Source organism: Halococcus thailandensis JCM 13552 (assembly GCF_000336715.1).
In the GTDB taxonomy this organism is placed as follows: domain Archaea; phylum Halobacteriota; class Halobacteria; order Halobacteriales; family Halococcaceae; genus Halococcus; species Halococcus thailandensis.
The window spans coordinates 164,814-185,154 of record NZ_AOMF01000174.1 but is presented as its reverse complement, the minus strand read 5'-3'; the positions used below and the strand labels follow the sequence as shown (position 1 = coordinate 185,154).

The following is a 20,341-nucleotide window of genomic DNA, read 5'->3' as shown; positions in this document are numbered from 1 at the left end:
CGGACGGGGCAGTTCCACATATACCTTGTGCAGTGGGCGGCAAAGCGGCGAGACTCACGGCCGCCGTCGGCGTGTGGAAGGGAAACACGGATTAGGGGCGGGGGCGAACCCCCGGCGAACCAGCGCCGGAGTCGGCGCTGGCACACCCCATGAGCGAGCAGACATACACTTCGATCCGAGTCGAACGGGAATCCGACGCGCTCGGCCACATCGTGCTGGACCGACCCGAGGAGATGAACACGTTCTCGCCCGCGATGGCCGAAGAGCTCACCGACGCACTCTCGGAGCTTGAAGAGGACGACGGCACTCGCGCGATCGTCATCACGGGCGAGGGACGGGCGTTCTCGGCCGGCGCGGACGTCGGCGACGGGATGGACGGCGGGGATGACGATCCGACGCGATCCGGCGTCGAGTCGTCGCGCCACGGCCAGTCGGTGTTCGGACAGTTCCGCGAGTCACCGCTGCCCGTCATCGCCGCCGTGGACGGGTTCGCCCTCGGGGCCGGCATGGAGCTCACCATGTGTGCCGACCTCCGGGTCGCGTCCGAGAGCGCGGAGTTCGGCCTGCCCGAGCACAACCTCGGACTCCTCCCCGGTTGGGGTGGCTCCGCCCGCCTCCAGCAGCTCGTCGGCGAGAGCACGGCGAAATACATCATCTTCACCGCCGATCGCTTTTCGGCCGGGCAGATGCAGGAGTGGCAGTACGTCCACGAAGTCTATTCAGACGACGAGTTCGACGAGCGGGCGATCGACTTCGCCCAGTCGATCGCCGAAGGGCCACCGATCGCCCAGCGATACACGAAACGTGCGATCCACGCCGCTGCCGAGAGCATCGACGCCGGTCTGGAGGTCGAGGCGAGCAGTCTCGGCCATCTCCTCGACACCGACGACCTCGCCGAGGGGATGGCTGCCTTCTCCGAGCAGCGCGAACCGGAGTTCGAAGGGAAGTAATCGTTTTCGCGCCATCCGGGGCGTCCTTTTGATCGGCTTGATCGAGCTGCTTCCGTGGACGATCGGATCGCAGAGATGACGTTATTCGTCCGGATAGCTCCACGGACACAGCTCCTCGATGGTCGTGGCGATGGCAAGCATATCAGCCTCAGAAAACGTCGAGCCGACGATCTGCATCCCGATCGGAAGCCCATCGACCGTCCCGGCCGGCACGGTAACGACCGGATGGCCAGTAAGGTTGAACACCCATGCCAGCGTCCAGTCGGTCGTAATGCCGCCCGTCTCCGCGCCGTCGATTTCCGTCGGATACGGTTCATCGTGACGCAACGGTGGCGTTGCGAGCACCGGACAGACGAGGGCATCGTACTCCGTAAGCACGCTCTCGATGGCATGGTACAGCTCCGTCCGAGCGAAATTGCCGTTCAAATAGTCGGTGATATCGAGTTCACGCCCCCATTCGACGGTCTGTTTGAGTTCGTCGGACAGACTATCGTCATGATTGGCAAGCAGATCATGCCCGAGTTCGCGGCTGAGTCGTTCGACGTTCTCAACGAAGTATGCCGGCGAGGTCGACGCGTACAACTGGTCGACCACCTCGCGGTCGGGCGTATCGGGCGCCACTTCTGCGACAGTTGCGCCCGCCGACTCGATCTCGGCCAGCGTCGATTCGATTGTCTCCCGAACCGCGGACTCGACCGGGAACAGGTCGAGTCCCGACGAGTACGCAAACGAGAGATCGTCCGGGTCGGCGGGTTCGGCAGCAGCTTCGTACTCGTCTGGTGTGGGAACACTCATCGGGTCGATCGTGGCCCGACCAGCGATCACGTCAAGCATTCGAGCCAGACTGGCCACGTCACGAGCCATCGGACCGTGCACAGAAAACGGCGTGTGGCCGAGGAAGCCGTTGTGTTCGGAGGCGTTCGGGACGAGCCCGTGAGTCGGTTTGAGCGAAACGACGCCACAACAGGCTGCCGGTTGACGGAGCGAGCCACCGAGATCAGAGCCGGTGGCGAGCCCACAGAGCCCGTCGGCCAACGCCGCGGCCGAACCACCCGACGAGCCACCGGCGTTGTATTCCGGGTCGAAGGGGGTTCCCGTTGGCCCGACCAACTCGTTTTCCGTTCGAGCCGAGTGACCGAGTTCGGGGACGCTTGTCATCCCGACGGGCACCGCACCGGCCGCTTCGAGCCGCCGAACCCTGATTGCCGTCTCTTCGGCCACGTTGTCCGCGAGAAACGGCAGGCCCATCGTATGGACGACGCCCGTCTTCGTATCGCCCAGATCCTTGAGTCCGACTGGAACGCCTGCGAGCGGCAACTCTTCACCGCCCTCGACACGCTCGCGAACGTCGAGGGCCTGTTCTCTGGCCATCTCGGGAATGACGGTCACGTACGCGCTCGTGCGGTCGTTGCGCATTTCGATCCGAGTCAGCGTTTCGTCGATCAGTTCGACGGGATCGAGATTTCCAGCGTTGACCGCAGCGGCGGTCTCGATAGGAGACCCAAAGGGCTCTGCCATGCTATCACTCACCTCATTCGTGCATCAAAAGCATTGTGGTGAGTATAAATATTATTTATTATTATTCAGGTATATGAATTAACTGGTGTTCGCGGAGCGTACCCAGCGCTCGAGACACGCCGGAACGCGACGACAGCAGTGACGCGGTTTAGCTCAGAGCTCCTCGCTCGGTTCGAGCGTTCCGACCTCCGACTCGACACGCTCTTCGAGCTTGTACCGTTGGACCTTCTGCGTCGCGCTTTTGGGGAGTTCGTCGACGAAGAACACTCGCCGTGGGTGGGCGTACGCCGCGACGTTCTCCAGCGCGAACCGGCGGATCTCGTTTTCGGTGACGGTCGCACCCTCCTCGCAGACGACGTAGGCGACGGGTGCCTCACCCTTCACCTCGTGATCGGCGGCGACGACCGCCGCCTCCTCGACGTCGGGGTGGAAGAACAGTTCGTCCTCGATCTCGGCGGGATAGACGTTCTCACCGCCGACGACGAGCATGTCGTCGCTGCGGTCGACCATCCAGAGGAATCGGTCCTCGTCGACGCGGGCGATGTCCTTGGTGTAGAACCAGCCCTCGTCGTCGAACACCTCCTCGTTCTTCTCGGGCAGGTTGTAGTAGCCCTCGAAGACCGGTGGACCGCGGATCGCGATCTCGCCCGTGTAGCTCGGCTCGTCGTCGAAATCCGGTTCGTAGCCGGTGAGGCCGGCCGGTGCGGTCGGTTCGAGATGTTCGGGCGGCACGCGCGTTTCGCGAGTCACCGGATCGACCAGCTTCATCTCGACGCCCGGCATCGGCTGGCCGATACAGCCCGCCCCTTTCTGGACGCCTCTCGCGGACGAGGCCGTGCCGGCCGTGGTCTCGGTCATCCCCCAGCCCTCGACGAGCGCGACGCCGAAACCGTCCTCGATGCGGTTGCGGGTGTCGGCGGCCAGCGGTGCCGCTCCGATCCCGAGCGTCTTCATCGAGGAGACGTCGTACTGCTCGGGGTTGGCTTCGAGCTCCTGGACCATGCTGATGTACAGCGCCGGAACGCCGGTGAAGTCGGTGATCCCGCGACGGTCGATCGTTTCGAGCAGGACGTCCGGCCTGACCTGGTTCTGGAGCACGACCGATCGTCCGCTGTACAGCGTAAACAGCGTACTGCCGATCAGCCCGATGATGTGGTACATCGGGGTGATCAGCAGTATCGAATCCTCTTCCGGGTCGATCTCTTGCGTCTCGGCGAACGCCTGCAACGTCGTGAGGATGTTGCGGTGGGTCATCGGGACGCCCTTCGGGTTGCCCGTGGTCCCGCTCGTATAACCCTGGAAACAGGCGTCGCTCTCGTAATCGCGGTCGACGGTCTCGAACTCCGTGGCGCGGTCCGCGACCCATTCGTCGTAGTCCGTGACACCCTCCGCTTCGCCGCCCGGGACGAACGTGTGTTCGAGATCGAGTGCCTCGTTGAGCCCGACGACCAGTTCCGCCAGCCGTTCGGAGCCGAACAGGACGTCGACGCCCGCGTCTTCGAGCACGTAGACGAGCCGGTCGTGTGTCAGCTGGATGTTGAGCGGGACGGCCACCGCCCCCACCTTACAGATGCCGAACGCGACCGGCATGTACGTGAGGTTGTTTTCCATCGCGATGGCGACCCGATCGCCCGGCTCGACGCCCGCGTCGACGAGCCCGTTCGCGACCCTGTTGGCGGTGGCTTCGAGCTCCGCGTAGCTCAGTTCGTCTTCCTGGTGGTGCATCGCCGTCTTCTCCCCGTATCGCTCGGCCCCCATCGACGGGAGATTCCCGAGATGTCGGAGCGGTGTCCGTTGGTGAAACTTCATCCCTCGGTCCGTCACGTTTGAAACCATATGTCTTAGTTCTTTCCCATAGATTGTTATCGTCTTCCGCAGCCGGCGGCGCTAGAGAAAGGGGCACCAGCCGCGGTCGGAACACGATGGTGATCGAGGGAAAACATTTATCAAAGATAACTGCGGACGTATCGACGGTTGCAAAACCACGCATGAACTTCGACTATACTGACGAGCAGGAAGCGTTCCGCCGCGAGATCCGGGAGTGGTACGAGGAGAACCTCCCCGACGGCTGGATCGAGGGCGATCGCGACCTGCCGGACGACGAGGACGAACGCGAACAGTTCCTCCGGGAGTGGCAGCGGAAACTCCACGAGGGCGGCTGGGCGGCGATCCACTGGCCCGAGGAGTACGGTGGTCGCGACGCGAGCCTGATGCAGCAGTTGATCTACCAGCAGGAGAAGGCCCGTGTGAACCCACCGCCCGAGCGCAGCGAGATCGGCGTCGACCTCGTCGGCCCGGCGATCGAAGGGTTCGGCACCGAAGAACAGAAGGAACGCTATCTGCCGAAGATCCTGAGCGGCGAGGAACTCTGGTGTATCGGCTACTCAGAGCCGGACGTCGGCTCCGACCTCGCGAGCCTCCAGTGCAAGGCGACCGACGAGGGCGACCACTTCCGCATCAACGGCCAGAAGATCTGGACGACGCACGCCCACAAGGCCGACTGGTGTTACATGTTCACCCGGACGGACGATTCGGGACCGAAACACCACGGCATCACGGCCCTCATCGTCGACATGGACCAGGAGGGTGTGACGAACGAGCGCATCCGCCAGATCACCGACGAGCGCGAGTTCAATCAGGTCTATTTCGACGACGCGACGACCCCGAAAGAGAACGTCCTCAACGAGGTCGACGAGGGCTGGGAGGTCGCCATGCGACAGCTCTCCTTCGAGCGGATCTCGCTCTCACAGTCGCTCGATCTCGAACGGCGCTTCGACGAACTCGTCGAGTTCTGCAAGAACGAGACGCGCGGCGGCACGCCGCTGGTGGAGGACCCACACGTCCGCGAGAAACTCGCCGAGTTCGATACGAGGATCCAGGCGGCGAAACTGACCTACTTCCGCAACGTGAGCAAGCAGATGAACGGTGATCTCGGTGCCGAGGCCTCGTTCGGCAAACTGTACGACAGCGAAATCGCCGCCGACCTCCATCGGTTCAGAGTGAACCTCGGTGGGCCGAAGGCGGCGCTCTGGGGCGACGATTCGCCGAACGGGGCGGCGAAGGACTCGCTCGCGAACATCTCGATCCGGATCGGCGGCGGGACGTCGGACATCCAGCGCAACATCATCGGCGAGCGCGTGCTCGGACTGCCGAAGGGAGATCAGGAGTAAACGATGGATTTCACGCTCTCGGACGAACAGACACAGATGCAGGAATCGGTGCGTGACTACCTCGAATCGGAGGGCGGTATCGAGCTCGCCCGGCGACAGATGGACGGCGAGGACGTCGTCGGCGAGGTCTGGGACGGTCTCGCCGAGATGGACTACCCCGCGCTGAGCGTCCCGCTCGAGTACGGCGGGCTGGGTGACGACCTGCTCTATCTCTCACTGCTGTTCGAGGAGGCCGGCCGGGTCGCGCTCCCGGGGCCGCTACCCGAAACGCTCGGATTCACCGTCCCGTTGCTCGCGGAGCTCGGGACCGACGATCAGAAGGAGGAGTTCCTGCCGGCGATCGCCGACGGCGACCTCCGTGCGAGCGTCGCGCTCTACGACGACGCCACCGAGTCGCTTCCCGAAGCCATCCGGATGGAGGCCGAACCCACGGACGACGGCTATCGCCTCGACGGGACGAAGACCCTCGTGCCCTACGCCGAAAGCGTCGACCGGGTGGTCGTGCCCGCCCGAACCCGCCAGGACACCGGCTACGGCGGCATCACACTGTTCTTCGTCGATCCCGCGGTGGCGGAGACGGAGCGACTCGACACCCTCGATAAGACCCGTCCGCTGTACGAACTCACCTTCGACGCGGTCGAGATCTCCGGCGCGCGGCTCGGCCCGGTCGACGGTGGCGGGGACGCGCTCAAGCGCGCTATCGATCGCCTCAACGTCTCGATGTGTGCGATGCTCGTCGGCGGGGCCGACGAGGCGGTCGACCGATCGGTCGAGTACGGCAAGCAGCGCGAGCAGTTCGACAAACCGATCGGGCAGTTCCAGGCCGTCAAACACCGCATCGCCGATATGTGGCTCGACGCGGAGGCCGCGCGATCGCTCACCTACTACGCGGCGTGGGCGATCGCGAACGACGAGGACGACGCACGCCAGGCCGTCTCGAGGGCGACCTGGTACTGCACCGAGCGCTGTGGCGAACTCTTCGAGGACGATATCTTCAACCACGGCGCGACGGGCTACACGTGGGACCACGACGGCCACATCTTCCTCAAACAGGCGAAAACGTGGGCGAACCTCCTCGGCTCGCCGACGGAACACCGCCGACGGATCGCCGACATCCGGCTGTAGAATCGACCGCGATCCGTCTCTTTTCGATCGGTATCGAGAACCGGCTTTGCCGTTATCTCTCGGTCATCGATTCGCCGAAAAACGACAGTTCAGGTGGTATCGCGCTACACTCGTTCGATGATGGTGGCGACGCCCATGCCGAGCCCGATACACATCGTCGAGAGCCCGTAGCGCTGGCCAGTCTCTTGGAGTTGGTGGGCGAGTTTCGTCACGAGCATACTGCCGGTCGCGCCGAGCGGGTGGCCGTGGGCGATCGCCCCGCCCCAGACGTTGGTTCGATCCCACTCGGCGTCGGTGTCTTGGAGCCACGCCGCGACGACCGACGCGAACGCCTCGTTGCACTCGAACAGGTCGATGTCCGACCCGGTCATGTCGTTCGCCGCGAGGATCTCGTTGGTCGCGGGTAGCGGCCCGGTGAGGATCGTCTCGGGCGAGACGCCGACGATGTGCGTATCGACAATGCGGGCCATCGGGTCCCAGCCGCGATCATCGGCGACGTCGGGGTCCGCGACCAGCAGCGCTGCCGAGCCGTCGACGACACCCGAGGAGTTGCCCGCGTGGATGACGCCGTCGCCCTCCTCCCGCGCGATGACTGGCAAGTTCGACAGCGTCTCCCGGTCCGTCTCCGGCCGGGGATGTTCGTCGACCTCTACCGTGATCTCCTCGCCGTCGAGTTCGGTCTCGACGGGCGTCACCTGACTGTCGTAGTGGCCGGCATCCCACGCCTCCTTCCAGCGGCGTTGGGAGTCGAGGGCGATCGAATCGACGTCCTCGCGGGTGATGTCCCAGCGATCGGCGATGAGTTCGGCCCCCTGGAACTGGTTGGTCTGGCTGCCGACGGGGAACTGCTCGTGGTAGGTCTCGCTGCGTTCGCCCGCGTCGTCCCCGATGGGATGGTCAGTCATATGCTCGACGCCACCGGCGATCATCACGTCACGGTAGCCCGACTTCACGCTCGCGGCGGCGAGATTGAGTGTCGTCTGGCCCGAGCCACACATCCGGTTGAGCTGGAAGCCGGGGACCGCGTCGCCCCACCCGGCGACCATCGTCGCGTGTCGGCCGATGTTGCTCCCCTGCTTGTCGACGGCGGTGACACAGCCGATCGCGGCGTCGTCGACAGTGGACGCGGGGTCGAACCCGACCCGTTCTTCGAGCGCGCGTAGCGGTGCGGCCGCGAGGTCCTGGGGGTGCGTGTCGCGGAACACGCCCCCGTCGGCTCCGAACGGCGTTCTGACGCAGTCGACGATAACAGGATCGTTCATTGGGTATGCTATCCCATCGGACGCTTTGGGAACGCTTGAATGTTTTGGCGACGCGAGCGAAACGATCCGATCGACGTCAGTGCCAACCGACGAACTATCCCCGTCCTCACTCCGAAAATACGATAGTATCGAACCCAGGCGGGAAGCGCAGTATGTGAAGCGTGTTTTCGACAGATCTAACAAGAGATGTTTCGGCATGGTCGAATCAATCGATAATCATCGACCATTTTTAATCCCGTGCCGCTCTTTCCCCTCATTCGTCTCTCAATTCGAGCTGTCGGTTCTACACCAGAGCTACCGAACAGGAGTTATCAGCCGCTCCGAGAATAACAGAGTTACTGCTGTTATTCTGATTGTGATGGCCCCGGCCGACACCGATCTCGTGATCGAGCGGGCCACGACAGTGCGCGACTGCGATGTGGTGTTCTGGATGCGCCACGAATGCACCGAAGGGAGATTTTCGATATTGTCGAATTTGGAGGGTAGATACTGCTATTGGGCCGCAGGCCGGGACAGGCCTGTCCGTGGCTTCGCAGTTGCCGACGAAACGGTCGGGATCCCAGCGTCGATTCGGACTGTACAACCCACAGAACGGCAGGTATAGACCTCCAAACTAATTTTTCGATAACGTCGAATTTTTCGGGATGTCTGTCTCCATAATGTCGGTCCCATGCGTCGTCTCACGCGACGCTGATCGAAGGATCGTGAAACGAAAGGACGGATCGCGGCGTTCTGTCGCGATCGAATCGTCCGCTGTATCGTAGTCGGCGCTTAGAACGCGAACAGGTCCGCACCGCCGGTGACGCCGACGAGCTGACCGGTGACGTAGTTCGCCTGCTCGCTCGACAGGTAGGCGACGAGGTTCGCGACGTCCTCCTCGCGGCCGGCCCGACGCATCGGGATCATCTCCACGATCCGGTGCATGTGCTCGTCCATCGCCTCGATCTCCTCCAGTTCCAGATCGGCGAGCTCGCTCGCCGCGAGACTCGGGGCGACGATGTTCGCGGTGACGCCCGACTGTGCACCTTCGAGCGCGAGCGTCTTGCCGAAGCCGATGAGTGCAGATTTCGTCGCCGAGTAGGAAGCCTGGCCGAACCCGCCGAGCCAGCCCGCGATCGACGTCATGTTCACGACGCGACCCCAGCCACGCTCGCACATCGCGGGGAAGACCTCACGGGTGATGTTGTACGTCCCGGTGAGGTTGACCGCCACGTCGCGGTCCCAGAGGTCGTCGTCGTAGTTTTCGAGCTTCGAGCGCGCGTCGACCGCCGCCGCGTTGTTGACGAGGATGTCGACGCCGCCGCTCTCCTCGCGGATCGCCTCGATCGTCGAGGCGACGCCATCGCGATCGGTGAGGTCACATTCGATCGGTTCGACGTTGCCGTCGCGGTCGTCGAGGTCGGCCGCGACCGACTCGGCACCCTCCAGGTCCACGTCGAGACAGTAGACGTCCGCGCCTTCGTCGGCGAGTATCTCACAGTCGGCGCTGCCGATCCGGCCACCGCCGCCGGTGACGACGGCGGTCTTGTCGCTGATTCCGAGGTCCATTGCGAACGGCGATTCCGAGGTCGGAGTATTAAACCTACTGCTCCCGGCACGTCCGGGGGATTTATTACTCGGACCATGGATGAGTTGGTATGCCGTGGAATTCAGACGCATGTATCGTCGGACTCGGCGAGACCGAATACGTCAAACAGGGCGAGATGACCGACCGCAGCGAGTTCGAACTCGCCTGTGAAGCGATCGAGAACGCCGCCGGGGACGCCGGCGTCGACATCGAGGACGTCGACGGCTTCTCGTCGTACGCGAACGATCGGAACAAGGGTTCGCTCGTCGCCGACGCGCTCGGCATCCCGGAAGTGAAGTTCTCGAACAAGGTCTGGGGCGGCGGTGGCTGCGGTGGCTCCGCCGCGGTGATGAACGCCGCGATGGCCGTCGAATCGGGCGCGGCGGAGTACGTCGTCGCCTACCGCGCGCTCTGTCAGGGCCAGTTCGGCCGTCGTGGCCAGACACAGGGGATCGACTACGCGGAGGGTACCGACGCGTTCGCCCACTCACTGGGGCTCGAAACCCCGCCGCAGATGTACGCGCTGCCCGCACAGCGCTACATGCACGAGTACGACGTCCCACAGGAGCATCTGGGTCACGTCGCGCTCACCTCGCGAGCCCACGCGAACCGGAACCCGCGGGCCGTGATGCACGACCGCGAGATGACGATGGACGACTACATGGACTCGCCGCCGATCACCGACCCGTACAAGCTCTACGACTGCTGTCTGGAGAGCGACGGGGCCTGTGCCGTGCTCGTTACCTCCGCCGAGAACGCCGCCGACCTGCCACAGCCGGCCGTCGAGATTACCTCCGCCGCACAGGGCGGTGGCCCGGGCTGGGGCAGCGGCGTCCTCTCCTCGCACAACATGCCGCTCGAGGACTACCCGACCTCGAACGCCGCCCGGGTCGCCGATCGGCTGTTCGAGAGCGCCGGGCTCACGCCCGACGACATCGACGTCGCCCAGCTCTACGAGAACTTCACCGGCATGGTGCTGATGACCGCCGAAGATTACGGGTTCGCGCCCCGCGGCGAGGCCGGAAAACTGTTCGAAGACGGTAACGCCATCGGGCCCGACGCCGACCTCCCGATCAACACTTCTGGTGGGAATCTCTCGGAGGCGTACATCCACGGGTTCAATCTGGTCGTCGAGGCCGCTCGACAGGTCAGGGGTACCTCGCCGACACAGGTCGACGACGTCGAGTACAGTCTCGTCGCCAGCGGGCCGGGCGTGACCCCCCACAGCGGGCTGATCCTCTCGCCCGCGTAGTTACACACAAACATGAGTTCAGACAACAGCAACGACGACGTCACGGCGATCGACGTAGCGACGGGATCGTTCGAGGAGGCACAGGAGTGGGTCGGTCGATCGGGAGACACGTTCTTCGCGGCCGAGCCGGTCAACCGATCGATGATCCAGTTCTACGCCGAGTTGATCGAGGACGCGAACCCGTCCTTTTGGGACGAGCGCTTCGCGGCGAACCACTGGGGGGCCATCCGGAGTCCACCGGGTCTGTTCTGGACCTGGAAGATGGATCCGGAGTGGACACCCGGCCCGGATGCCGAGGAGGAAGGCGAGGACGTCTCGGTGACGGACGTCCCGTTGCCGGGCGGGAAGGACACGATCATCAACACGCAGTCGAAGACCACGATCCATCGACCGCTGCTGGTCGGCACGCAGCTGAACTGGCAGACCTCGATCGAGTCCGTGAGCGAGGAGAAGGAGACGCGGGTCGGGACGGGCAACTTCGTCACCGAGAAGACGACCTACCGCGACGGTGGTGGCGAACTCGTCGCCGAGGAGTCGAACGTGATGCTCCGCTACAGCGCAGACGGCGAGGAGGAACGGACGGAATCGTTCGATACGCCCTTCGCCGAGGGCCGTCGTGCGGTCGACGTACCGGATGGACAGGGACCCGACGATCCGTACGCGTCGATCGACGTCGGCGAGGTCTCGCCGGGCGATACAGTTGAAGGATACGAATTCCCTGTCACGTACACGAAAGTCGTCCACAACGCGGCCGCGACGCGGGACTTCTCGGGTCATCACCACGATCCCGAGTACACCCGCTCACGGGGCAACGAGACGATCTTCCTCAACACGATGGCGCTTCAAGGATTGGCCGACCGGGTGGCGGTGCAGTGGGCCGGCCCGGAGTGGCGGATCGCCGAGCGCGAGATCGCGATCCAGGGGACGGCCTATGCCGGCGACGAACTCTCGGTCGGAGCCGAGGTCACGGACGTCGACGAGACCGAGGGCCGGATCGAGCTCGCCGTGACGATGGACAACGACGGCCGGGACGTCTGTCCGTCGTCGGTCGCGCTCGTCAGGGACGGGGTGCAATAGTCGATGACGGGATGCGATAGTCGGATACCGATGCCGTCGAACCACGGGCGGACGAACGGACGGAACGTTTATTCCACGGCGACCGAAAGGGGAGGACGAGGACAATGAGAGGTACTACCAGAGAGGAGATCTTCCCGCTCCCGGAGAAGGGGATCGACACCGCCCCGTTCTGGGAGGCGTGCAACCGACACGAACTCGTCGTCCAGCAGTGTGCGGACTGTGGCGCGCTCAGACACCCGCCCACGCCGGTCTGTCCCGACTGCCGGTCGTTCGACGTCGACTGGGCGGAGGTGCCCGGAACCGGCGAGGTTTACACGTACACGACGACCCACTACGCCGCCAGCCCCGCCCACGAGGACCACACCCCCTACAACGTCTCGACCGTCCTGCTCGATGGAACCGAGGACATCCGCCTCATCACCCAGGTCGTCGACGTCGACCCCGAAGCGGTCGAGATCGGTATGCCGGTCGAAGTGGTCTGGGAGGACGTCAACGAAGAGACGACGGTCCCCCTGTTCCGCCCCTCCTAAAATAGCTACTCAGTCGTCGAGCACGCATTTCCTGACGCCGTCGGTTTTGTGCCAGTCGAGTCGACCCTCGTCGTCGAGCAGGTCGAGATGGCCGACGATCTCGGAGATACCGACGAACCCCTCGGTCGCGGGCAACTCTGGAAACAGCTCGTTCATGAGTCGATAGGCCGTCGTTCCCGGCTTCGAATCGGGAATCATTCCGGCGATGTGTTCTTTCCGTTCGTGATGGTGGGCGATCGTCTCGTCGATACGTTCCTGGAGGGATTTCATTCGCTCGCCGTGACCGCCGTAGCCGACCGTCTCGTCGACCGTGCGGAGTTTTTCGAGTGACGCGAGATAGGTCGGGAGGCTCCGCGTTCGCTCGTCGCTTTTCCCAGGAAGTGTCGTGAGCGTCGGGTTCGGCGTGATGTCCGGAAGCACGTGATCGCCGGTGAAGACGGCGTTCTCACTCCGGAGGCGATAACAGACCGAACCGATGGCGTGACCCGGCGTGTGAACGCAGTCGAGGGTGACGCCGAGATCGAGTCGCTCGCCGTCGGCGACCGTCCGATCCGGCGTGACCGGGCTCTGGAAGTCCGTGTACGATTCGGGAAGCGTGAGAAGCGTCTCGACGGTGTCTTCGGGTATCCCCATCGAGCGCAAGAATCCGTGGAAGAACGCCTGTTCGTCCTCGAACTGGCCGGTCGGGGCCGCGAGACGCTCGACCGCGTCCTCGTGGGCGATGACGCGCGCATCCGCCTCGTCGGCGAGCCGCCGTGCACCGCCGAAGTGATCCATGTGCGGGTGCGTGATGAGGACGTTCGCGACGTCTTCGATGGAGTGGCCACGCTCGTCCAGCCCCGAGCGGAGTGCCGCCCGAGCGTCGGCCGTCTCCGGCCCGGGATCGATCACGGTGAGGTCGGCCGTCGGTAGCAGGTAACAGTTGACATCCCCGACGCCAAAGGGCGTCGGCAGCGGTATTCGATCGATGCTGGTCACGGAGCGAGTTCGGAGTGCAGTGGAATAACGTTACGGGGTCGGTCGTGGCAGTGAAACGGAGAATCCGATGCACAGCTGTCGCCGTCGACCGGGGAGCCTCTGTCCTCACTGAGTCGTACTGTACTGTGCGTACGTGAGGTTGAACTCCAGGACGTTCTTGAGTCTGCTGAGCGCCTCGGGGAGCTCCTCGGTGAGGCGCTCGTCGGTGAATTCGCTCGCCGGGCCGTAGACGAGGATCGAGCCGATGTTGCGGGCGTCCTCGACGAGGATCGGGATCGCGATCTCGTGGATGCCGACGATGTCCTCCTCGCGCGAGACGGCGTAGCCGACCTCCCGGATCGTTTCGAGCTCCTCGAACAGCGTCTCGCGATCGGTGATCGTGTTCTCGGTGACGGCGTCGAGCCCGACGCGCTCGACGATTTCCTCGACCCGTTCGTGCGGGAGGCTCGCCAGAATGGCCTTGCCGCCCGCGTTGATGTGGAGATAGTTGCGGTTGCCCGCCCGTGGCTGAATCCGCATCGAATCGTCGTTCTCGACGCTGTAGAGCGTGACGCCGTAGCCGTTCTCCTCCTTCAACAGGACGATGTTGTTGTCAGTCTCGGCGGCGAACTTGTCGATCTCCGGCTTCGCCGCCGCGTACAACGGGTCCTGGCTCCGTACTTCCGTGCCAATCGAGAGATGGAGCGAGCTGACGTAGTAGCCGTCGTCGCCACGGATGACGTAGCCGATTTCGGTCAACGTACTGAGATACTCGTGGGTCGTGCTCAGCGGTCTGTCGATCCGTTCGGCAGTCTCGGTCACCCCTGCGCCGTCGTTCTCGACCAGGAAGTCGATGATGTCCTTGGCGGTCCTGAGCGACTGTATCGGCACGGTGTCGGATGCATCCATACAGCATTGGGCCGGCGATTCAACATCAATGTTTCGTGTATATCGAAAGCAGCGCAGCAGGACAGCAGTGTGCGAGGATCGGCAGTTGCTGGTACAGTCACCACAACGGGTGGCTCGGCGATGGCGTTTGCATCCGAAATATCGATCGCGAGCGCGCGGACTGCAAGATGTCGCACACACCGGTATCGTTAATAGCAAGAGGAAACGAACGACTGTATGAAGGTTCTGGTGGCAGTGGCGGAGGTGGCCGACGTCGAGGACGAGTTCGAAATCGACGGGCTGGCCATCGACGAGCAGTACCTGAACTNACTACGCCGTCGAGGCGGGCGTCCAGCTCCAGGAAGCGGGCGACGACGTCGAGGTGGTCTCGGTGACGATCGGGCCCGAGCGCGCCGACGAGACCATCCGGATGGCGCTCGCCAAGGGTGTCGATCGCGCCGTCCGCGTCTGGGACGACGAACTCGAAGAAACGGAGTATCTCGACAGCGAGACCAAAGCCGACGTCCTGGCGGCCGTCGTCGAGGACGAACAGCCCGATCTCGTGCTCACTGGCGTCCAATCCGACGACACCGCCTTCGGTGCTACCGGTGTCGCCCTCGCCGAGGAAGTCGGCTTCGAGTGGGCCGCCGTCGTCAACGATCTGGAGTACGAACCCGGCTCCGATACTGCCTCCGTTCATCGCGAACTCGAAGGCGGTGTCGAGGAGTTCACGGATGTGGAACTGCCCGCCGTACTCACGATCCAGACGGGGATCAACGAACCGCGCTACGCCAGCCTGCGCGGGATTCGACAGGCCCAGTCCAAGGAGATCGCCCCCAAAACCCTCGACGAGTTAGGCCTCGACGCCAGCGTCACCAACAGTTCAGTATCGCTCACACAGCTCTACGNCGACAGGCCCAGTCCAAGGAGATCGCCCCCAAAACCCTCGACGAGTTAGGCCTCGACGCCAGCGTCACCAACAGTTCAGTATCGCTCACACAGCTCTACGAGCCCGAGACCGAAAGCGACGCCACCCTCTTCGAGGGTAGTCCCGACGAGGAAGCCGATCAGCTCGCTGAACTCCTCCGCGACGAGGGGGTCGAAGCATGAGCGACGTGCTCGCCGTCGCCGAACACCGCCGCGGCGATCTCCGCGACGTGAGCTTCGAGCTCGTCACTGCCGGGCGCGAACTCGCCGACGCCACCGGTGGTGACCTCCACGTAGCAGTTATCGGTGGCGATGTCGACGGCTTCGCCGAGGAACTGAACCGCGAGGGTGTCGACGCCATTCACACCGTCAGCGAAGGAGAAGAGTTCAACCACGACGTCTACACGCAAACCGTCGAAGCGCTCTACGACGAACTGGCTCCGGAACTGCTCGTGCTTCCCAACACCGTCAANGAGTTCAACCACGACGTCTACACGCAAACCGTCGAAGCGCTCTACGACGAACTGGCTCCGGAACTGCTCGTGCTTCCCAACACCGTCAACGGGCTCGATTACGCACCGGTTGTTGCTAACAGTCTGTCGCTGCCACTCGTCACCGACGCCATCGACGTCGAGTACGGTGATACCCTCTCGGTCACCCGCGAGATGTACGGCTCGAAAGTCGAAACCGTCGTCGAAGTCGACGCCGACCGGGTGGCGCTCACGATCCGCCCCGGCGAGTGGCCACCCGCCGAGGGTACTGGTGAGGCTACGGTCGACGAGTTCGACGTTGATATCGACGAATCGGCCGTCCGATCGACGGTCACGGGCTTCCAAGAGGTCGGCGGCGGTGACGTCGACATCACCGACGCCGACGTGCTCGTGAGTGTCGGCCGCGGTATCGAGGAAGAGGAGAACATCGCGCTCGTCGAAGAACTCGCTGATACCCTCGGCGCGACGCTCTCTTCATCGCGCCCGATCGTCGACAACGGCTGGCTCCCGAAAAACCGACAGGTGGGACAGAGCGGGAAAGTCGTCACTCCTGATGTCTACATCGCCATCGGGATCTCGGGGGCCGTCCAGCACGTCGCCGGCATGAAGGGTGCCGACACCATCGTCGCCATCAACACCGACGCGAGCGCTCCCATCNACGTCGCCGGCATGAAGGGTGCCGACACCATCGTCGCCATCAACACCGACGCGAGCGCTCCCATCTACGATCTCGCCGACTACGGCGTCGTCGACGATCTCTTCGACGTCGTTCCCGCGCTCATCGAAGCCTTCGGTGGCGAACCGCCCGCGCTCTGAAACGAGGGGGCAGCACTGCTATCGGTATTAGCGAGAATCGATCACCGATTGTACGAAGCCATTTTTCCAAGATTGTCCGGATGGCGGTTTTGGCTTACTATCTTCTACCTATTCAGAATATTACTATGACGGTAAACTGTCTGTTCCTGCTTTCGATCGACTATATGGAATGATTTTCGCGTGATAGATACGCTTTCAAGTAGCACGTGATGAGGAGTTGTTTCGTTGATTCGCGCTCGGAAAATCTCCAGCAACTATCCCTGTAGAACAAGTCGTTGGTACGGTGTACGATCCGATGGTGGATAGCATTCTGTGCTGGAATGCGTTGGTTAGACCAATGGCTTGTGAACATGGTGAAGGGCGTTTAGATGGTCTTTCCAGTGTTATTTACCCGGAACGCTGGATTGTAGAGAGACGTAGATCGTGATATACTCGATGGCGTAGAGTCGGGACGATCGACGACCATCAGTCGAAGCGTCCGTGATACCACTACCGATGCGAAGAGAATGATCGTTGAGTGCTCATTGCACAACTGTGACCTCAGTAGTAACAGTAGTCTTACCATATTTGGAAGTAATCAATTTCAGTTAGTATAGGAACTCCTATCGTTGAGTGAGAGGATTCGTGGATAAGAGGAGGCGTACTAAAACAGTACGAAGGAGTTGCTGTCCCCGCGCGATCTCGTCGTAGTCGAATCGGTGCCGGAAGCTATCGGGTCGTGAGCACCGGAACGTCGCTCGTTCTGACCGTGCGAGCGGTCACGCTCCCGACGAGATAGCGTTCGAGTCCGGTTCGCCCGTGCGTGCCCATCGCAACGAGGTCGATCCCCTCGTCGTCGACGTATCGTTCGATCGCACGATAGGGTGTGCTCTGGCCGACGTCGGTGACGACGTCGATCCCGCGATCCTCGGCCGCGTCGGCGATCTCGGCGACTGCTTGCTCGCAATCGCTCTTCCAGGCTTTGACGATCGAGCCAGTATCGTAGGAGCCGGTGATCGAACTCAGATCGACGACCGACAGCGCGTGGACGGTGCCGTCGTAGCGGTCGGCGATCGCCAGTCCGTGCTCGACGGCGGCGGTCGCGGCGTCGCTGCCGTCGGTCGGGATCAGCACGTCACCGTAGTCGGCGTCCTCGTCCGGTGCTGCACGCGTCGTGAAGACGGGAACGTCGCTCGTTCTGACGACGCGCTCGGTGACGCTACCCACGAACACGCGCTGGAGGCCCGTGCGCCCGTGTGTGCCCATCGCGACGAGATCGGCGTCGTGCTCGTCGGCGTGATCGAGGATCGTCCGGTGGGGAATCCCGTGTTCGACGGTCGACTCGAACGGGATGGCGGCGTCGGTCGCGAGCGCTTCGAGCGATCGGAGGTTCTCGGCTGCGCCCTCGTCGAGCGCGTCGCGTTGCTCGTCGGCGAGCGAATCGAGTCCGGCGAAACCGCTGCTCGACGAGCGATCGTCGACGACGCTCAGGAAGCGCAGATCGCTGTCGAACGCGTTCGCGAGCGCCAATGCGTGTCGTGCAGCCGCTTCTGCCCCCTCACTGCCGTCGGTCGGGACCAAGATGGTGTCGTACATCGAACGTTCTCGACGACCGTTTCGCCTGCGGTGGTTAAATCACACGCGTCTCACGGCTGTGTGGAAAATCGTGTCGTGAACGGTACTGACACCGGCATACGGGTGCACCGTATCAATCGGAAGGCGTTTGCTCGGCGAACAGCGTCTCGTCGAGCCGGTCGTCGATCGCTGCACGCGTGGTGTCGAGGATCGTCTCGTCGCCGAGCACCACCAGCTGCAGGCGCGCGCCGTCGATCATCGTCAACAGCAGCGTCGCGATGTAGTCGGGATCGACGGGAGCGAAGACGCCGTCGTCGATCCCACAGTCGATCACGCGCGCGGTCAGCCGGTGGACGTACGCACGATTCCGGCGGAACTGATCGCGGTAGGCCTCGTTGAACGGGGCCTGCGAGCGGAGTTCGAGCATCGCGATCTGGAAGGACTCGTTGTCGTCGGGCCCGTACAGCAGGCTGTCGATCAGCCCGTCGAGCTGTGTCACCGGATCCGTGATCTCGCTGGCCGCGACCCGGTTCTTGAAGTTCTCCAGGAGATAGGCGAGAAACGACGAGAGGAGATCCTCGCGCGAGTCGTAGTGATAGAAGATCAGCGATTTGCTCTTGTCGAACTCGTCGGCGATCGCCTGCACGGAGAGATCGGCCGCCCCATGCGTACGGAGCGCCCGATAGGTCGCCTCCATGATCGCCTCGTTCGCCGTCCCCGAATCCGCCTGCTCCGCAGTGCCGTCCGCCGCGTCGATGTCGTCCGCGTTCGTCTCACTCACTAACTATCTAGTTAACCAGTCGAGCGGTTATAGTTTGTGTCCCACGTATGGCACACGGCGAGAGACAGAGAGCCGATCGTGATTCGTGGATGCTGGCGGAGAGAACGGAAACCGACGCGTCGCGGTCGGATCAGTCGAGCTCGACCGTGGCGTCCTGCGTCCGGTCGAGGCGCACGGCACGACCGGCGTCGGCCGATCGGTAGATGGCGTCGATGACGCGCTGGACGGTCAGCCCCTCGGCGATCGTGTTCCGTTCGGGCGGCGTCCCACTCTCGATACCCTCGATGAACGCAGCCTGTTCGGCCAGCATGTCGTCGTTCGGACGCGTCGTCACCGTCGTATCGGTGAGATGGTCGACACCGGCGTTGCTGCTCTCGTAGATCGTCAGACTGTTCTCGTTGCGGTCGAACAGCGCACCCGCCTCGGTCCCCCGGAGGAGGAACTCGTGGTTGGTCGGGCGGTTGGTCGCCCACGCGGCTTCGAGGCTCACCGTCGCCCCGTCGGCACAACGGATGAACGCGCTCACCGAGTCGTCGACGTTGAACTCCGACGGGCCGAGATCCTCGCCGAGCATTTCGAGATAGGCGTAATCCTCGCGCGAGCCGAACGCCGAGCGCGTCGTCGCCGACACCTCGACGACCTCCGGGAAATCGAGGAAGAACAGGGCGAGATCGATCGCATGGACGCCGATGTCGATCAGCGACCCGCCGCCCGAGGCCGACTGGCTGGTGAACCACGAGCCACGCCCCGGGATGCCGCGCCGGCGGATGTAGTTCGCCTCGACGTGGCGAGGGGTGCCGAAACGTCCCTCCTCCTGAAAGCTCTTGAGCACCTCGACGGGGTTCGAGAAGCGGTTTTTGAACCCCGTCATGACGAACCGCTCGTGCTCCTCGGCGGCGGCAGCGATCGCCTCGGCGCTTTCGAGCGAGTGGGCGACCGGCTTTTCGAGTAAGACGTCCAGCCCCGCGTCGAGCGCCGCGATGGCGTACTCCTCGTGGAAGCGGTTCGGCGTCGCGACGATCACGCCGTCGGCGTCGTCGAACAGGTCGGTGACGTCGGCGTAGGCGGTGGTCGCGTACGAGTCGGCGAAGCGGCTGCGGGCGTCGGGGTCGATATCGCTACCGACGATATCGGCCCCGTTGTCGACGAGTCGGTCGGCGTGAAATCGCCCGATGTTCCCGAGTCCGATGATCCCAATGGTCGGAGAAGAGGAGGGCATATCCACTAGCTACGGGAGCGTACGTTGTAAGAATACCGCTCTCGCCTCGGTTCGGGGGATGGTCTCAGTACAACTGCTCCTCACGCTCCTCGCGTTCGGCCTCCTCTTTCTCCCGCCGTCGCCCGCGCAGATACTGCCGGGTCAACGGGATGAACTTGTTCTTCACGTCGAGGACGAACGACACCAGCCCGTAGGCCCAGAAGACGAACAGCAGCGACATCCCGCCGACGTAGAGCAGTCCGATATCGGTGACCATC

Annotated in this window: 17 protein-coding genes and 1 pseudogene; 8 read left to right on the top strand and 10 right to left on the bottom strand. The window is 63.4% G+C overall.

The window, feature by feature from the left end; all coding sequences use genetic code 11:
- Positions 1-149 precede the first annotated feature (149 nt).
- A complete protein-coding gene (locus C451_RS18485) occupies positions 150-950 on the top strand; it encodes an enoyl-CoA hydratase/isomerase family protein (protein WP_007742976.1) in 801 nt (266 codons plus the stop codon).
- Between the two features lie 81 nt (positions 951-1,031).
- Here C451_RS18485 and C451_RS18480 read toward each other — a convergent pair whose 3' ends face one another.
- Both C451_RS18480 and C451_RS18475 read right to left on the bottom strand, forming a co-directional pair.
- A complete protein-coding gene (locus C451_RS18480) occupies positions 1,032-2,468 on the bottom strand; it encodes an amidase (RefSeq protein ID WP_007742975.1) in 1,437 nt (478 codons plus the stop codon).
- A 153-nt stretch (positions 2,469-2,621) separates the two neighbouring features.
- Positions 2,622-4,277 (bottom strand): class I adenylate-forming enzyme family protein, encoded by a 1,656-nt coding sequence (locus tag C451_RS18475; protein WP_007742973.1) that lies wholly within the window; start codon positions 4,275-4,277, stop codon positions 2,622-2,624.
- Positions 4,278-4,456: 179 nt separating this feature from the next.
- On the opposite strand from C451_RS18475, the gene C451_RS18470 reads away from it, so the two are divergent.
- Both C451_RS18470 and C451_RS18465 read left to right on the top strand, forming a co-directional pair.
- On the top strand, positions 4,457-5,638 hold the full coding sequence (locus C451_RS18470; protein WP_007742971.1) for an acyl-CoA dehydrogenase family protein: 1,182 nt from the start codon (positions 4,457-4,459) through the stop codon (positions 5,636-5,638).
- A 3-nt stretch (positions 5,639-5,641) separates the two neighbouring features.
- Positions 5,642-6,763 carry an acyl-CoA dehydrogenase family protein gene (locus tag C451_RS18465; protein WP_007742968.1) on the top strand — a complete coding sequence of 374 codons (1,122 nt, stop codon included), beginning with the start codon at positions 5,642-5,644 and terminating at the stop codon, positions 6,761-6,763.
- Positions 6,764-6,867: 104 nt separating this feature from the next.
- Here the strand turns inward: C451_RS18465 and C451_RS18460 are convergent, their stop codons facing one another.
- Together C451_RS18460 and C451_RS18455 are read right to left on the bottom strand one after the other, a co-directional pair.
- Entirely contained in the window at positions 6,868-8,025 is a 1,158-nt protein-coding gene (locus tag C451_RS18460) for a thiolase family protein (RefSeq protein WP_007742960.1), read from the bottom strand.
- Between the two features lie 771 nt (positions 8,026-8,796).
- Positions 8,797-9,573: an SDR family NAD(P)-dependent oxidoreductase gene (locus C451_RS18455; protein WP_007742959.1), complete on the bottom strand. Its 777-nt coding sequence runs from the start codon at positions 9,571-9,573 to the stop codon at positions 8,797-8,799.
- Between the two features lie 89 nt (positions 9,574-9,662).
- Here C451_RS18455 and C451_RS18450 point away from each other — a divergent pair, with 89 nt between their 5' ends.
- The 3 genes from C451_RS18450 (at position 9,663) to C451_RS18440 (ending at position 12,451) form a co-directional block, all read left to right on the top strand.
- Complete coding sequence (locus C451_RS18450) at positions 9,663-10,844, top strand: thiolase C-terminal domain-containing protein (protein ID WP_007742958.1); 1,182 nt, start codon at positions 9,663-9,665, stop codon at positions 10,842-10,844.
- Positions 10,845-10,856: 12 nt separating this feature from the next.
- Entirely contained in the window at positions 10,857-11,921 is a 1,065-nt protein-coding gene (locus tag C451_RS18445; RefSeq protein WP_007742957.1) for an FAS1-like dehydratase domain-containing protein, read from the top strand.
- 104 nt (positions 11,922-12,025) lie between these two features.
- Complete coding sequence (locus C451_RS18440; RefSeq protein WP_007742956.1) at positions 12,026-12,451, top strand: Zn-ribbon domain-containing OB-fold protein; 426 nt, start codon at positions 12,026-12,028, stop codon at positions 12,449-12,451.
- Between the two features lie 9 nt (positions 12,452-12,460).
- Here C451_RS18440 and C451_RS18435 read toward each other — a convergent pair whose 3' ends face one another.
- Both C451_RS18435 and C451_RS18430 read right to left on the bottom strand, forming a co-directional pair.
- Positions 12,461-13,429, bottom strand: coding sequence for an MBL fold metallo-hydrolase (locus C451_RS18435; protein WP_007742955.1), 969 nt, complete (start codon positions 13,427-13,429; stop codon positions 12,461-12,463).
- Positions 13,430-13,534: 105 nt separating this feature from the next.
- The gene (locus C451_RS18430; protein ID WP_007742954.1) at positions 13,535-14,317 is read right to left on the bottom strand and encodes an IclR family transcriptional regulator; all 783 of its coding nucleotides are present in this window, start codon (positions 14,315-14,317) and stop codon (positions 13,535-13,537) included.
- Positions 14,318-14,533: 216 nt separating this feature from the next.
- Here C451_RS18430 and C451_RS18425 point away from each other — a divergent pair.
- Together C451_RS18425 and C451_RS18420 are read left to right on the top strand one after the other, a co-directional pair.
- A pseudogene (locus tag C451_RS18425) lies at positions 14,534-15,406 on the top strand (electron transfer flavoprotein subunit beta/FixA family protein).
- Positions 15,403-16,530: an electron transfer flavoprotein subunit alpha/FixB family protein gene (locus C451_RS18420; RefSeq protein WP_007742952.1), complete on the top strand. Its 1,128-nt coding sequence runs from the start codon at positions 15,403-15,405 to the stop codon at positions 16,528-16,530. Before C451_RS18425 ends, C451_RS18420 begins: the two are co-directional and overlap by 4 nt.
- A gap of 708 nt (positions 16,531-17,238) precedes the next feature.
- Here C451_RS18420 and C451_RS18415 read toward each other — a convergent pair.
- The 4 genes from C451_RS18415 to C451_RS18400 form a co-directional block, all read right to left on the bottom strand.
- Positions 17,239-18,105: a universal stress protein gene (locus C451_RS18415; RefSeq protein WP_007742951.1), complete on the bottom strand. Its 867-nt coding sequence runs from the start codon at positions 18,103-18,105 to the stop codon at positions 17,239-17,241.
- A gap of 112 nt (positions 18,106-18,217) precedes the next feature.
- Positions 18,218-18,865 carry a TetR/AcrR family transcriptional regulator gene (locus C451_RS18410; RefSeq protein WP_007742950.1) on the bottom strand — a complete coding sequence of 216 codons (648 nt, stop codon included), beginning with the start codon at positions 18,863-18,865 and terminating at the stop codon, positions 18,218-18,220.
- 130 nt (positions 18,866-18,995) lie between these two features.
- On the bottom strand, positions 18,996-20,084 hold the full coding sequence (locus C451_RS18405; RefSeq protein WP_007742948.1) for a Gfo/Idh/MocA family protein: 1,089 nt from the start codon (positions 20,082-20,084) through the stop codon (positions 18,996-18,998).
- Positions 20,085-20,148: 64 nt separating this feature from the next.
- Entirely contained in the window at positions 20,149-20,340 is a 192-nt protein-coding gene (locus C451_RS18400) for a hypothetical protein (RefSeq protein WP_007742947.1), read from the bottom strand.
- Position 20,341: the final 1 nt, after the last annotated feature.

What these genes read in the sequence shown, in the direction of transcription:
- C451_RS18455 (WP_007742959.1), bottom strand. Translation starts at nt 9,573, where the DNA reads ATGGACCTCGGAATCAGCGACAAGACCGCCGTCGTCACCGGCGGCGGT.
- C451_RS18475 (WP_007742973.1), bottom strand. Translation starts at nt 4,277, where the DNA reads ATGAAGTTTCACCAACGGACACCGCTCCGACATCTCGGGAATCTCCCG.
- C451_RS18485 (WP_007742976.1), top strand. Translation starts at nt 150, where the DNA reads ATGAGCGAGCAGACATACACTTCGATCCGAGTCGAACGGGAATCCGAC.
- C451_RS18415 (WP_007742951.1), bottom strand. Translation starts at nt 18,105, where the DNA reads ATGTACGACACCATCTTGGTCCCGACCGACGGCAGTGAGGGGGCAGAA.
- C451_RS18465 (WP_007742968.1), top strand. Translation starts at nt 5,642, where the DNA reads ATGGATTTCACGCTCTCGGACGAACAGACACAGATGCAGGAATCGGTG.
- C451_RS18480 (WP_007742975.1), bottom strand. Translation starts at nt 2,468, where the DNA reads ATGGCAGAGCCCTTTGGGTCTCCTATCGAGACCGCCGCTGCGGTCAAC.
- C451_RS18400 (WP_007742947.1), bottom strand. Translation starts at nt 20,340, where the DNA reads ATGGTCACCGATATCGGACTGCTCTACGTCGGCGGGATGTCGCTGCTG.
- C451_RS18405 (WP_007742948.1), bottom strand. Translation starts at nt 20,084, where the DNA reads ATGCCCTCCTCTTCTCCGACCATTGGGATCATCGGACTCGGGAACATC.
- C451_RS18450 (WP_007742958.1), top strand. Translation starts at nt 9,663, where the DNA reads ATGCCGTGGAATTCAGACGCATGTATCGTCGGACTCGGCGAGACCGAA.
- C451_RS18470 (WP_007742971.1), top strand. Translation starts at nt 4,457, where the DNA reads ATGAACTTCGACTATACTGACGAGCAGGAAGCGTTCCGCCGCGAGATC.
- C451_RS18445 (WP_007742957.1), top strand. Translation starts at nt 10,857, where the DNA reads ATGAGTTCAGACAACAGCAACGACGACGTCACGGCGATCGACGTAGCG.
- C451_RS18460 (WP_007742960.1), bottom strand. Translation starts at nt 8,025, where the DNA reads ATGAACGATCCTGTTATCGTCGACTGCGTCAGAACGCCGTTCGGAGCC.
- C451_RS18430 (WP_007742954.1), bottom strand. Translation starts at nt 14,317, where the DNA reads ATGGATGCATCCGACACCGTGCCGATACAGTCGCTCAGGACCGCCAAG.
- C451_RS18440 (WP_007742956.1), top strand. Translation starts at nt 12,026, where the DNA reads ATGAGAGGTACTACCAGAGAGGAGATCTTCCCGCTCCCGGAGAAGGGG.